Origin of the sequence: Salmonella sp. A29-2, assembly GCF_020150755.1 — a bacterium.
Classification (GTDB): domain Bacteria; phylum Pseudomonadota; class Gammaproteobacteria; order Enterobacterales; family Enterobacteriaceae; genus Salmonella; species Salmonella enterica.
In genome coordinates this window covers 3,190,263-3,203,714 of the sequence record NZ_CP083731.1, presented here as the reverse complement: position 1 = coordinate 3,203,714, position 13,452 = coordinate 3,190,263, and the positions used below count along the sequence as shown (strand labels likewise).

The 13,452-nt window shown below is 53.5% G+C and carries 12 protein-coding genes; all 12 read right to left on the bottom strand.

Features of this window, described 5'->3' with window-relative positions:
* Positions 1 to 13: 13 nt before the first annotated feature.
* The 12 genes from hscC to miaB all read right to left on the bottom strand — a co-directional run bounded on the left by hscC (position 14) and on the right by miaB (position 13,392).
* Complete coding sequence (hscC, locus tag K8W53_RS15690) at positions 14 to 1,693, bottom strand: molecular chaperone HscC (RefSeq protein ID WP_000368035.1); 1,680 nt, start codon at positions 1,691 to 1,693, stop codon at positions 14 to 16.
* Positions 1,694 to 1,768: 75 nt separating this feature from the next.
* On the bottom strand, positions 1,769 to 3,007 hold the full coding sequence (locus K8W53_RS15685) for a hypothetical protein (RefSeq protein ID WP_023223959.1): 1,239 nt from the start codon (positions 3,005 to 3,007) through the stop codon (positions 1,769 to 1,771).
* Between the two features lie 31 nt (positions 3,008 to 3,038).
* Positions 3,039 to 3,974, bottom strand: a complete 936-nt coding sequence (gene rihA / locus K8W53_RS15680; protein ID WP_001207430.1) for a pyrimidine-specific ribonucleoside hydrolase RihA — start codon at positions 3,972 to 3,974, stop codon at positions 3,039 to 3,041.
* A 116-nt stretch (positions 3,975 to 4,090) separates the two neighbouring features.
* Positions 4,091 to 4,816, bottom strand: coding sequence for a glutamate/aspartate ABC transporter ATP-binding protein GltL (gene gltL / locus K8W53_RS15675; protein WP_000631369.1), 726 nt, complete (start codon positions 4,814 to 4,816; stop codon positions 4,091 to 4,093).
* A complete protein-coding gene (gltK, locus tag K8W53_RS15670; RefSeq protein ID WP_000272802.1) occupies positions 4,816 to 5,490 on the bottom strand; it encodes a glutamate/aspartate ABC transporter permease GltK in 675 nt (224 codons plus the stop codon). The genes gltL and gltK overlap by 1 nt, the downstream gene beginning before the upstream one ends.
* Positions 5,490 to 6,230: a glutamate/aspartate ABC transporter permease GltJ gene (gltJ, locus tag K8W53_RS15665; protein WP_000020930.1), complete on the bottom strand. Its 741-nt coding sequence runs from the start codon at positions 6,228 to 6,230 to the stop codon at positions 5,490 to 5,492. The genes gltK and gltJ overlap by 1 nt, the downstream gene beginning before the upstream one ends.
* A 159-nt stretch (positions 6,231 to 6,389) precedes the next feature.
* The gene (locus tag K8W53_RS15660; protein ID WP_001518176.1) at positions 6,390 to 7,298 is read right to left on the bottom strand and encodes an amino acid ABC transporter substrate-binding protein; all 909 of its coding nucleotides are present in this window, start codon (positions 7,296 to 7,298) and stop codon (positions 6,390 to 6,392) included.
* A gap of 354 nt (positions 7,299 to 7,652) precedes the next feature.
* Positions 7,653 to 9,191 (bottom strand): apolipoprotein N-acyltransferase, encoded by a 1,539-nt coding sequence (lnt, locus tag K8W53_RS15655; RefSeq protein WP_001550099.1) that lies wholly within the window; start codon positions 9,189 to 9,191, stop codon positions 7,653 to 7,655.
* Between the two features lie 19 nt (positions 9,192 to 9,210).
* Positions 9,211 to 10,089, bottom strand: coding sequence for a CNNM family magnesium/cobalt transport protein CorC (gene corC, locus K8W53_RS15650; protein WP_001278615.1), 879 nt, complete (start codon positions 10,087 to 10,089; stop codon positions 9,211 to 9,213).
* 157 nt (positions 10,090 to 10,246) lie between these two features.
* Positions 10,247 to 10,720: an rRNA maturation RNase YbeY gene (gene ybeY / locus K8W53_RS15645; protein ID WP_000084477.1), complete on the bottom strand. Its 474-nt coding sequence runs from the start codon at positions 10,718 to 10,720 to the stop codon at positions 10,247 to 10,249.
* Complete coding sequence (locus K8W53_RS15640) at positions 10,717 to 11,763, bottom strand: PhoH family protein (protein ID WP_001018045.1); 1,047 nt, start codon at positions 11,761 to 11,763, stop codon at positions 10,717 to 10,719. The genes ybeY and K8W53_RS15640 overlap by 4 nt, the downstream gene beginning before the upstream one ends.
* Positions 11,764 to 11,967: 204 nt before the next feature.
* Positions 11,968 to 13,392, bottom strand: coding sequence for a tRNA (N6-isopentenyl adenosine(37)-C2)-methylthiotransferase MiaB (gene miaB / locus K8W53_RS15635; protein WP_001519200.1), 1,425 nt, complete (start codon positions 13,390 to 13,392; stop codon positions 11,968 to 11,970).
* Positions 13,393 to 13,452 lie beyond the last annotated feature (60 nt).

Sequence of the window (13,452 nt, the reverse complement as noted above, 5' to 3'; positions counted from 1 at the left end):
AGTGAAAGCGCCGTTACGGCGCTTTCGGCTCGTCAATACCCAGATATTCGCAGGCGCGACGGCGCACGTCATCGACGCGCTGCATATCATTAGACAGCAGCGCCGCGTCGAAATCGGTAATAATCTCCCCCAGCATTTCGCGCTCATCGCCTAACGCGCGTGACCACTGCTCCTCTAACTGTGCTTTAAACGTCCGGTTAATCAGCATATCGCGGGGATAAATTTTCAGCGCCTGCAGGCGCTCGCGGCTGGCGTCGATTTGCTGCGTCGTCAGTGAGGTGGCATTGTGACTGATGATTCTGGATTCACTCTTGCCGTCTTCCAGCAGCACGTCAACTTCCAGCAGGCCATTAATATCGTAGCTAAAACGAATATCAATGGCCTGAATGTGCCCGTTCGGCTTCAGCATGACGTCAAAAGAATCGATCAGGATATTATTTTTCACCTTATGGCTTTCGCCCTGGTATACCCTGACGCAAATAGAGTCCTGCTCAGGGTGCATGGTGGAGTACGTTTCCACTTTTGACACCGGAACGGTGGTATTGCGTTCAATGATGGGCGAGAAAATACCAGGCACTCCCTGTCGGTTGACTTCCACGCCCAGCGAGTAGGGGCAGATATCCGTGAGGATCACCTCTTCAACGTCTTCATGGCGCAGGCGACAGGCGGCCTGAGTTGCGGCGCCAAGCGCCACGATGGTGCTGGGATCGTAACTTTGATAGGGCAATTTACCGAATAAGCGCACCGCGATGCGTTGCACCAGCGGCATCTGTGACGCGCCGCCGACCAGCACCAGGCTGTCAATTTGCTCCGGTTTGAGTCGGGAGTCGCGCAGCGCCTGCTCAATGGGCGTGCGCAGCCGGTTGAGCAACGGTAGCCACAGGGCTTCCAGCTCATCGTCATAAAACGTGCTTTCCAGAACGCTCTCCTGATAAAGCCAGCTCATGCGCAGCGGGGAGCTGCTGGCGCATTTTGCGGCTTCAACACAGGCATACAGCGCAGCCAGATCGCTATCCGTCAGCGCTGATTTATCGAGGTTCCAGCGTTTCAGCACTTCATCAAGCAACAAATGCGTGAAATCTTCGCCGCCGAGGTAGTTATCGCCAGCGGAGGCGTGAACTTCGATAATCGGCGTAGCGTATTCCAGAACGGTCACATCAAAGGTTCCGCCCCCCAGATCGAAAACCAGCGAACGGCTATTTTGCTGCGTATGCAGGCCATAAGCCATTGCCGCCGCCGTGGGTTCATTGATCAAGCGCACGGCGTTTAACCCCGCAAGCTCAGCGGCAAGGCGTGTATGCTTCCGCTGCTCATCGCTGAAATAAGCTGGAACCGAGATCACGACATCCTTGATTGGCTGCTGAAGGTAGTCTTCCGCATCTTCTTTCAGCGAGCGTAAAACCAGCGAAGATAATTCCGGCGCATTAAACGACTCTTCACCCAAATGCCAGTGAGTATTACTGCCCATTGCGCGTTTAAATAAGGCAGCGGTTTTATCTGGATGAGATGTTTTACGGGCTGCGGCAGGTTTTCCCACCAGAATTTGTTTATTTTCATCCATACTAATTATGGATGGTGTTAAATATTCACCAAATTTATTAGGTATTAATTGTGCGGCTCCGTCTTGCCAGACGGCGATTAAACTATTAGTGGTGCCGAGATCGATACCAATCGCTAACGTTGCATTATCCATTGCGTTTAATTTATCGGGAAAGAGAGTTTATAGAATAAAGAACACCACCCTCTGGCGTGGTGATCTTTATCAATGTCACGCCTGGCGAAAGTATTCATCCATAATGTTCGTCAACTCCGGGCGCTCGCCGTCATCATTGATGGCGAAATCGAGGAAAAAAGCATCGGCCTGTGGCGTGCGTTTCTGGGCCAGTAAACGAAACGCCAGCGGGTAGTGGCAGGCATAACCGGGTGCGCGAGTCAGAAAACGGACAAAATCAATCAACAAGGGAGAATGGGTATAAAACAGCGCGCGTAACAGTACGGCGGGAAATCCCTCTTCGGTGATCCCTTGCGCCATGATTTTGTTGAGGCCGGCCTCGCTCAGATCGCCTGCGGCAATAATATCTGCGCAGGCCGCAAGATCGGGATAATGCGTTGCGCAGTTAGCCAATGCGTTCGGCCAGTTGACGCGGGTATAACGTCCGTCATGGCGAGTAAAGTAATCCTCCCAAAGGGATGGCGGTAGTTTTTCGTACTGTATTTTCAGGGGGATGCGGCGCTGAAACTGGGCTGCTTCCAGGCGCGCGCCGTCATAAAATCGCAGGTATTGCTGTCGCGTCTCGTAGCATGTCATCGCCACCGGCTGGCTGATGACCCAGGTCTTCACGGGCCGGCCTTCCAGCGCGGCGGCGGTGGCTTTATGGTGACCATCAAGCAGGACGCAAAGCCAGCTGTCATTCATATACCAGGCCAGCGCGTGGCTCTCTGGCTTATCGCGGTAATACCCGGCGCGTTGTGGGTTAAATCGCGATGGGGGCTGGCCTGGCAGTAAAAAACAGGGTTCGCCGGACTGGTAGTGATAGTCCACGTCAGCAATCCACTGCCCTGTGGTCGCGGGATTCGGTTGTTTTTCGTTACCCACCGCCCAGAAAAAATGCCCGTTGCCATCCGTCGGATAAAGTTCGCGTTCTTCCAGCCGGTAATAGCCATCGGCAAAGAGTGAAAACAGCGGCGTTAGGGCGGTAAATGCTTCGTTCAACCCGACTCCTGGCTGATTCCACTCGGCAAGTGAGGATAAAAACTGCGCGGCGCCTTCATCATCATTGCTAAAACCGGCATAAACAAATTCTGCGCAGGTTGGGCACCAGGCTTCAGTGTAAAAACGAATCAGCGGCGAGCCATGCCAGGAGAGTGTATGAATACCGGCGTAAGAGTCGGGATCGTGGATAACGCAGGGACGAAGCAATGCTTTTCCGTTACGTACTGAAAACGTTATATGGGCTACATCGTGCTGTAGCAGGCTAATTTCAGGTCTATTGTTACGCCAAAACATCGCTGTTCATCCCTGGATTCTACTTTGCGCTTTATGCGTAGTATTGCAGCCGTTCCGCCAGCAAATCGACAAATCCCTGGCGGTCTACATCGACCATCACCGTCGCATTCGGCTTATTCCCCGTCAGGAAATAATAATCCACCACCGTCATCCCCTGGGTGTATTTCCCCTGGGTTTCCACGCCAACCCAACGCTCAACGGTGGTGAAAATCTCGGGTTTCAGCAGCCAGGCGATAGTGCACGGGTCGTGCAACGGCGCGCCGACAAATCCCCATTTTTCGTCTTTGTGGTACTCCATAAAGAAGTCCAGCAGTTCGGCGACGATGGTGGAAATCGGGTTGCCAATGGCGCGGAAGCGTTCGATATCGGCGGCGTGAATCTGTGCCTTATGGGTGACGTCCAGCCCGGCCATCACCACCGGAATGCCTGACTGGAAGACAATTTCTGCCGCTTCCGGGTCGACGTAAATATTAAATTCCGCAGCGGGCGTCCAGTTACCCAATCCCATTGCGCCGCCCATGATCACAATGCGGGCGATTTTCGTATGCAGTTCCGGATGGCTATTCAGCAGCAGCGCCACGTTGGTCTGTGGGCCAGTGGAGACGATGGTGACTGGCTGTGAGCTCTCACGCAGCGTTTTTGCCATCAGCTCAACGGCAGTGCCGCTTTGCGGGGCGAATGACGGCTCGGGCAGCGCCGGGCCGTCGAGGCCGCTTTCGCCGTGAACGTTATCGGCGATAATCAGTTCGCGCATGAGAGGTTTCACCGCGCCGCCCGCCACCGGAATATCCGGGCGTTTGAGCAGTGTCAGCATCCGCAGCACGTTGCGCAGGGTCTTCTCCGGCGTCTGGTTACCGGCGGAAGAGGTGATCGCTTTCACTTCCAGTTCAGGGGAGGCGAGGGCGAGAACGAGGGCGATCGCGTCATCATGACCCGGATCGCAATCAATAATAATGGGCAGTGCCATTGTGGCTCCTTGTAAGCGGTACTTTGTGACAAGGTTAACGCCCGGCTGGATACGTTTCGAGAAGCGAAGCGGTAAAGCGTGAGATAGCGCGCACTCTGACATGCGCGCCGGGAAGATTAGTGCAGGATTTTCGCAAGGAAGTCTTTTGCGCGATCGGAACTGGGGTTAGCGAAGAACTCCTCTTTTGGCGAATCTTCGACGATTTTACCTTCATCCATAAAGATCACCCGGTTAGCCACTTTACGGGCAAAGCCCATTTCGTGCGTCACCACCATCATGGTCATCCCTTCGTTCGCCAGCTCGACCATTACGTCCAGTACCTCGTTGATCATTTCCGGATCGAGCGCGGAAGTCGGTTCATCGAATAACATGGCAATGGGGTCCATACATAGCGCGCGGGCGATCGCCACGCGCTGCTGCTGACCGCCGGAGAGCTGCGCCGGGAACTTGTTGGCATGTGCAGACAGGCCAACGCGCTCCAGCAGCTTCAGGCCTTTATCGCGGGCGGCGGCCTTATCGCGCTTGAGCACTTTCACCTGCGCCAGCGTCAGGTTTTCGATGATCGACAGGTGGGGAAACAGCTCGAAGTGCTGGAATACCATGCCCACGCGGGAACGCAGTTTCGCCAGATCGGTTTTTTTGTCGTTCACAATAATGCCGTTAACGGTAATTTCGCCTTTTTGCACCGGTTCCAGACCGTTGACGGTCTTAATCAGCGTGGATTTACCGGAACCCGATGGCCCGCAGACTACTACCACCTCACCTTTTTTCACTTCTGTTGAACAATCGGTCAGCACCTGAAAGTGACCATACCATTTTGAAACATTTTTCAGGGTAATCATTAAACTGTCCTTTTCTTCAAATAGCTGACCAGCAACGACGCGCTCAGGCTGATAACAAAATAAACGGCGCCAGCGAACAGAATCATTTCGACCTGAGTACCGTCACGCTCGCCGATAGTCGACGCGGTGCGGAAGAAGTCCGCCAGGCTGAGTACATAAACTAAAGAGGTGTCCTGAAATAGCACGATGCCCTGCGTAAGCAACAGCGGCACCATCGCCCGAAACGCCTGCGGCAGAATAATGAGCTTCATCGACTGCCAGTGGGTCATCCCCAACGCCAGCGCGGCGCTGGACTGCCCGCGGGAAATACTTTGAATACCGGCGCGAATAATCTCGGAATAGTAGGCCGCTTCAAACATGGAGAATGCCACCATCGCGGAGATCAGGCGGATATCGGTTTTCGGCGATAGTCCCAGCACGTTTTGCAGAAAGCCGGGTACAATCAGATAAAACCACAGCAGCACCATCACCAACGGGATGGAACGGAAAACGTTAACATACGCTTTAGCAAACCAGGCGATAGGGGTAAAGCTTGAGAGGCGCATGACGGCCAGAATGGTTCCCCAGACTATCCCCACGACAACGGCGGTGACGGTGATCTTCAGCGTGATGACCAACCCGGCCAGCAGGTAAGGCAGTGAGGGGATAATCGAACTCCAGTCAAATTCGTACATTATTTGCTCCCCACGTTGCCCGGCAGGCGGACTTTGCGTTCAACCAGGCTCATGACCAGCATGATAACGGCGTTAATCAGCACATAGGCCAGCGTAATGGCGGTGAAGGATTCCCAGGCGTGCGCCGAGTAATCCAACAGTTTGCCTGCCTGCGCTGCCATATCCACCAGACCGATGGTTGACGCGATGGCCGAGTTTTTCACCAGGTTCATCATCTCTGACGTCATTGGCGGCACGATAACGCGATAGGCATTCGGCAGCAGGACATAGCGATAAGCCTGCGGCAGCGTTAGCCCCATCGCCAGCGCCGCGTTCTTCTGCCCGCGAGGCAAAGACTGAATCGCAGCGCGTACCTGTTCGCAAACACGGGCGGCGGTAAACAGTCCCAGACAGATCATTGAGGAGAGGAAAAACTGAATATTGGGATCGAGTTCCGCCTTAAACCACATGCCAAGATCTTCCGGCAACAGTTCAGGCACCACCAGGTACCAGGTGAAGAATTGCACGATCAGCGGCACGTTACGGAACAGTTCTACGTACAACGTGCCCAGTCCAGAGAGGAAACGGTTGGGAACGGTACGTAAAATGCCGAAAATAGATCCTACCAGGAAAGCGATAATCCAGGCGGTAATCGAAAGGGCTACGGTGACCTGAAAACCACTCCATAGCCAGCCGAGATAGGTTGTATTGCCGAAGGGGGCTTCCTGTAAAAAAATACCCCAGTTCCAGTCTATTGACATACATCTACTCCGAAAAAAAAGGGTAGCAGCGCTACCCTCGAAGATTGTTGCCCGGCGATTTGCGGCTTCAGGCCCGATGGGGAACGACCATCAGGCTTATAGTCTGTCCGTGCTGAGCGACAATCGAGAGGACAGGAGTCCCGTCCCATTTAGTTTTAGTTAGTTAAGCGCTTTATCATTCGGTGCTTTGAACAGGGCTTTCATCTCGTCAGACAACTCGAAATTCATGTTCAGGTTTTTCGGTGGGATCGGATTTTTAAACCACTTATCAAACCACTTTTCCGCTTCGCCGGAGGTTTGCGCCTGAGCGATGGTATCGTCCATCAGCTTTTTAAACTCAGGGTCGTTTTTACGCAGCATACAGCCGTAGGCTTCCTGGGACTGTGGTTTACCGACAATCTCCCAGTTATCCGGTTTCTTGGCTTTGGCGCGCTCGCCAGCCAGCAGCGCGTCATCCATCATAAAGGCGACGGCGCGGCCGCTTTCCAGAGTGCGGAACGAGTCACCGTGGTCTTTCGCGCTAATAATACGCATCCCCATCTTTTGCTCTTCGTTAAGCTTATGCAGCAGAATTTCAGAGGTCGTCCCGGAGGTGACGACGACCGCTTTGCCTTTCAGATCCGGGAAATCTTTAATATCGCCGCCTTTTTTAGTCAGCAGTCGCGTCCCGACGACGAAAATCGTATCGGAGAAGGCGGCCTGTTTCTGGCGCTCAAGGTTGTTAGTCGTTGAACCACATTCAAAATCGAAGGTTCCGTTTTGCAACAGCGGAATACGGTTTTGCGAGGTGATCGGGATCAGCTTCACCTGCAGATCGGGCTTGTTAAGTTTCTTTTTTACCGCTTCCACAATGGCGTTGGAGTAGTCCTGGGAATAGCCGACCACTTTCTGCTGGTTGTCGTAATAAGAAAAGGGCACAGAAGATTCGCGATGCCCGACGACGATCACGCCATTTTTAGCGATCTTGTCCAGGGTGCTACCAGCGGCAGGCGCGCCATCTTCTGCGTGCGCAAGGCCCGCAGACAGTCCCATGACCAGCATTGCTGTGGTTAGCTTACGTAATTGCATATCCAACTCCTTTATCATCTGCGCCGTCGACGCATTGATAGCTATTGTGATGTTGTTATTGCCTGCAACTTTCGCGTGCAGTGTTATGTGTGTTTGTTAACATTTAGTGTGGCTTGTTGTAAATATTTTGCTGCGATATTGTTTATTTTTGCGAAGTGCGCCGCACCGTTCAGAGGCAAAAATCCTACATTGCACCGTTCAGGTGCTACCGATGATCGATTTTGGTGCGACCAGGTTGCACAAGCAGCCAGAACAGGTTTGCCATGTTTAACAAAGCAATAGACGTGCCAGAATGGGGGATAAAGGAGAATTTTCAGGCCGGATAAATGAAGCGCTATCCGGCCTGGGGAGAGATTATTTCCGTCGTTGTCGCAGACTCATCACTACCGCGCCAAAAGCAAACAGCGCGGTCAGTACCCATAGCGGCCAGTTGCCGGTACGGGCATAGGGAGTTAACCCCGTGGTTGGCGTGACGTGGGTGGTCAGTACCTGGCGTGTGAACTGCGGGATCATCGCCTGGATTTCGCCCTGCGGGCCAATCACCGCCGTAATACCGTTATTGGTACTGCGCAGCAACGGACGCGCCAGTTCCAGCGAACGCATCCGCGCCATCTGGAAATGTTGCCACGGGCCAATGGACTTACCAAACCAGGCGTCGTTAGAAATCGTCAGCAGATAGTCGGTGTCCGGGCGGAAGTTATCCCGCACCTGTTCGCCAAGAATAATTTCATAACAGATTGCCGCCGTCAGCTTATAGTCGTGCGCATGTAACTGCGGCTGGATATAAGGGCCGCGGCTAAAGGAGGACATGGGCAGATCGAAGAACGGCGCCAGCGGACGCAGGATAGATTCCAGCGGAACGAACTCGCCAAAGGGTACAAGGTGATTTTTATTGTAGCGATTGGGCGAGTCATAACTGTATGGATTATCCTTGCCCAACGTAATAATCGTATTATAGGTGTCGTATCGATTCTGTTTATTGAGACGCGCATCGACAATACCGGTGATCAGCGTGCTATTTTTTTCGCGTAACATTTCGTCCAGCGAACGAAGGAAGGGCTGCTGATTGATTTCGAGATCCGGAATCGCCGACTCAGGCCAGATAATAATCTGTGATTTGCCTAACTCTGGGCGGGTTTCGTTGAGATAAATTTTTAGCGTATTCAGTAGCTGGTTTTCGTCCCACTTCAGCGACTGCGGGATATCGCCTTGCACCAGCGATACCTGGGTCGCTTTGGCCGGTTCCAGCGTAAACCACTGGATATAACGTAGCGGAAAGGGCAAAGCAAACAGAATCACGGCGACAGCCAGCGGACGCCAGTTCCGCGTCGCCAGTGCCAGCGCTAACAGGCCGCTGATCATCATCAGCAGAAAGTTGATCGCTTCGACGCCCATTACCGGCGCCAGGCCTTTTAGCGGGCCGTCGACCTGACTATAGCCAAATTGCAGCCAGGGGAAGCCGGTCAGCACCCAGCCGCGTAAAAATTCGGTGATTTGCCATATTGCAGGCGCGGCGATAGCGACGCGCAGCCAGTTGGTTTTTGGCCACAGGCGCGACAAAATCCCGGCAAACAGTCCGGTATACAGCGAGAGATAAGCTGCAAGCAGCACCACCAGAAAAACGTTAACTGGGCCCGGCATGCCGCCAAACTGCGCGATACTGACATAAACCCAGTTAATCCCGCTACCGAAAAGTCCGAGTCCCCAGCAATAGCCGATGGCGGCAGACTGGAGCGGGCGGCGATTAAACGTTAAGGCCTGCAGCCCGATAAGCGACACTATCGCTGCGGGCCAGACGTCATACGGAGAGAAAGCCAGTGTTCCGCAGGCGCCGAATAATAACGCCAGCAGCAGGCGAATACGCTGGCGTTCAATTAACGAGGCAAATGCCATTTTTAGTCCACTATTGCTGTTATTCGTCCAGTTTTGGCTGGGGCGAGTCATCCGGGATCCTGACATGCACCTGAATAATACGACGACTATCGGCCATCGCCACTTTGAACTGGTAACCATCAATGTCAATGGTTTCGCCGCGGGCCGGTAAATGGCCGAACGCCTGCATCACCAGCCCGCCGATGGTATCGACCTCTTCATCGCTGAAGTGGGTGCCGAAAGCGTCGTTGAAGTCTTCAATCGACGCCAGCGCACGAATCGTCCAGGTATGGCGGCTAAGCTGACGGAAGTCGATATCGTCTTCTTCGTCATACTCATCTTCAATTTCACCGACAATCAGTTCGAGGATGTCTTCGATAGTCACAAGGCCGGAAACGCCGCCAAACTCATCGATAACGATGGCCATATGGTAGCGCTGGGAGCGGAACTCCTTGAGCATACGGTCAACCCGTTTGCTTTCCGGTACGACAACCGCGGTGCGTAACACTTTGTCCATGCTGAAGGCTTCGGCATCGCTGCGCATAAACGGCAGCAAATCTTTGGCCATCAGAATCCCTTCAATGTGATCTTTATCTTCGCTGATCACCGGAAAACGCGAGTGGGCGGACTCGATGATAACATCGAGACATTCGTCCAGCGTCTGATTGCGTTTCAGGGTAATCATCTGGGAGCGCGGGATCATAATATCGCGAACGCGCTGGTCGGCGATGTCCATTACGCCTTCGAGCATATCGCGCGTATCTTCATCGATAAGTTCGTTCTGCCCGGAATCACGGATCAGCGCCAGCAACTCATCGCGGTTTTTAGGTTCCCCGTGGAAAAGCTGGCTGAGTAGCAGGGAAAAAAATCCCTTTTTACTGTTTACTGTGTCACTACTGTGTGAATTGTCGTCGCTCATGGCGTCGTATGGGTTCTCATGTTAGTTAATACAAAGCTCGTCATGCGTATACTCAGCTGTGACGGCATGTTTTGCCTGATGGCGCTACGCTTATCAGGGCTACAAAAGGCATGAATGTAGGCCGGATAAGGCGCAAGCGCCGCCATCCGGCAAGCTACTATTCTGCAATCTTCTCGGCAATGTACGGATCCTCATAGCCCATAGCAAGCATAATCTCCGTTTCGAGAGACTCCATCTCTTCCGCTTCGTCATCGTCGATATGATCGTAACCCAGCAAATGCAGGCTACCGTGCACGACCATGTGCGCCCAGTGCGCCTCCAGCGGCTTGCTCTGTTCTTGCGCTTCCTGCTCCACGACCTGACGGCAAATAATCAGATCGCCCAGTAGCGGCATTTCAATGCCGGGGGGCGCTTCAAACGGGAAGGAGAGAACATTAGTGGGTTTATCTTTCCCGCGGTACGTCAAATTAAGGTCGTGGCTTTCGGCCTCATCCACCAGACGGATTGTGACTTCCGCCTCTTCCTGAAACTGCGGAATAACGCCGTCCAGCCAGCGTTGAAACTGAGCTTCATCCGGCAGGCCCGCGTGGTTTTCACAGGCCAACTGTAAATCGAGGATCACCTGGCTCATTTCTGTTCCTGCTCCTGGGCTTCACGCTTACGCTCTGCCGCCAACGCCGCTTTGCGTTTTTGTTCGGCCTCTTCCCAGGCTTCATAGGCGTTAACAATGCGGGCAACGACCGGATGGCGCACCACGTCTTCGCTGTGGAAGAAGTTAAAGCTGATTTCATCGACTTCCGCCAGCACTTCAATGGCATGACGCAAGCCGGATTTGGTGTTGCGTGGCAGGTCAATCTGCGTCACGTCGCCGGTGATCACCGCTTTCGAGTTAAAGCCGATACGCGTCAGGAACATCTTCATCTGTTCGATAGTGGTGTTCTGGCTTTCATCCAGAATGATAAAGGCGTCGTTTAATGTGCGTCCGCGCATATAGGCCAGCGGCGCGACTTCAATCACATTGCGCTCAATCAGCTTCTCGACTTTTTCAAAGCCGAGCATTTCGAACAGCGCGTCATACAGCGGACGCAGGTACGGGTCCACCTTCTGACTTAAATCGCCTGGCAGAAAGCCCAGTTTTTCGCCCGCTTCCACCGCCGGACGGGTCAGTAGAATACGGCGAATCTCCTGGCGCTCCAGGGCGTCTACCGCAGCGGCGACCGCAAGATAAGTTTTACCGGTACCCGCCGGGCCGACGCCAAAGGTAATATCATGATCGAGAATATTGGCGATGTACTGCGCCTGGTTCGGGGTACGCGGTTTAATCACGCCGCGCTTGGTTTTGATATTAATAGCTTTGCCATAGTCAGGCACGCTTTCCGCGCTCTGTTCCAGCACCCGCGCTTCTTTGATCGCCAGATGAATTTGTTCCGGTTCGATATCCTGAGTCTGGCCGCGCATCGGTGCGGTATCGACATACAGACTTCGCAAAATATCTGTCGCCGCGGTCACGCAAATCGGACGACCGGTCAGTTTAAAGTGATTGTCACGGCGGTTGATTTCAATACCGAGACGACGTTCGAGCTGTTTAATATTGTCATCAAACGGCCCGCAAAGGCTCAACAGACGGGCGTTGTCTGCGGGCTCAAGGGTAATTTCGCGAGTGTCTATATTCAAACTGTTCCTCTTGTATCTGTATCGCCGGACGCTGAACATTTACCGGCATCTAAGGAAATTATTCACGCCATAGGGAAAAGGCGCAAGCATTGCAATGAAGATGGGGATGAAGAGGGAAAATTGCAAGGCCCGTCGGGCGACAGGCCATGACCAGGAAGCCCGACAGGCGTAGCGCCATCGGGCATTATTGCCTTTCCTGCAGGATTAAGGCTGGTAGAATCCTACGCCCAGCTCATTTTCTTTACGGGTACGGGCAATGACGGACTCCGGCGTTTCGGCGACGCGCAGACCCATTTCATCTTCGGTACGCACCACTTTTCCGCGCAGGGAGTTCGGATAGACGTCAGTAATTTCCACATCGACAAACTTACCAATCATCTCCGGCGTGCCTTCAAAGTTCACCACCCGATTGTTTTCGGTACGGCCAGACAGTTCCATAATGTTTTTACGTGACGTGCCTTCCACCAGAATGCGCTGTGTCGTGCCGAGCATACGGCGGCTCCATGCCATCGCCTGCTGATTGATACGCTCTTGCAGAATATACAGACGCTGCTTTTTCTCTTCTTCCGGTACGTCATCAACCATATCGGCAGCCGGCGTTCCCGGACGCGCAGAGAAGATAAAGCTGTAGCTCATATCAAAGTTGACGTCAGCGATAAGCTTCATGGTTTTTTCGAAATCATCGGTAGTTTCGCCAGGGAAACCGACGATAAAGTCAGAGCTTATCTGAATGTCCGGCCGCGCCGCGCGCAGTTTACGGATGATTGCTTTATATTCCAGCGCAGTGTGGGTGCGCCCCATCAGATTCAACACGCGATCGGAACCGCTCTGTACCGGCAGATGCAGGAAACTGACCAGCTCCGGCGTATCGCGGTACACCTCGATAATATCGTCGGTGAACTCAATCGGATGGCTGGTGGTAAAGCGAATACGGTCAATGCCGTCGATGGCGGCAACCAGACGCAGCAGATCGGCAAAGGTGCCGGTGGTGCCGTCGTAGTTTTCTCCGCGCCAGGCGTTAACGTTCTGGCCCAGCAGGTTGACCTCACGCACGCCCTGCGCCGCTAACTGGGCGATTTCGAACAGGATATCGTCTGAGGGACGGCTGACTTCTTCACCGCGGGTATACGGTACCACGCAGTAAGTACAATATTTATTGCAGCCTTCCATGATAGAAACGAAAGCGGTCGGGCCTTCGGCGCGCGGTTCCGGCAAACGGTCGAACTTCTCGATTTCCGGGAAGCTGATATCGACCACCGGGCTGCGGTCGCCACGCACGGAGTTAATCATCTCCGGCAGGCGGTGTAAGGTTTGCGGGCCAAAAATAATGTCGACGTAATGGGCGCGTTGACGAATGTGCTCGCCTTCCTGGGAAGCCACGCAGCCGCCGACGCCGATAATCAGATCGGGATTTTTCTCTTTTAACAGTCTCCAGCGACCTAATTGATGGAAGACTTTTTCCTGAGCCTTCTCGCGGATTGAGCAGGTATTCAACAGCAGCACATCCGCCTCTTCCGCCACGTCGGTCAGTTGATAGCCGTGGGTGGCGTCCAGCAGATCGGCCATCTTCGATGAATCGTACTCGTTCATCTGACAGCCCCAGGTTTTAATATGGAGTTTTTTAGTCATCGACTTGCTCTTGCGAAATAGTGGCTGAAAAGCAGGGCGCATAGTGTAATGCTTTGGCGC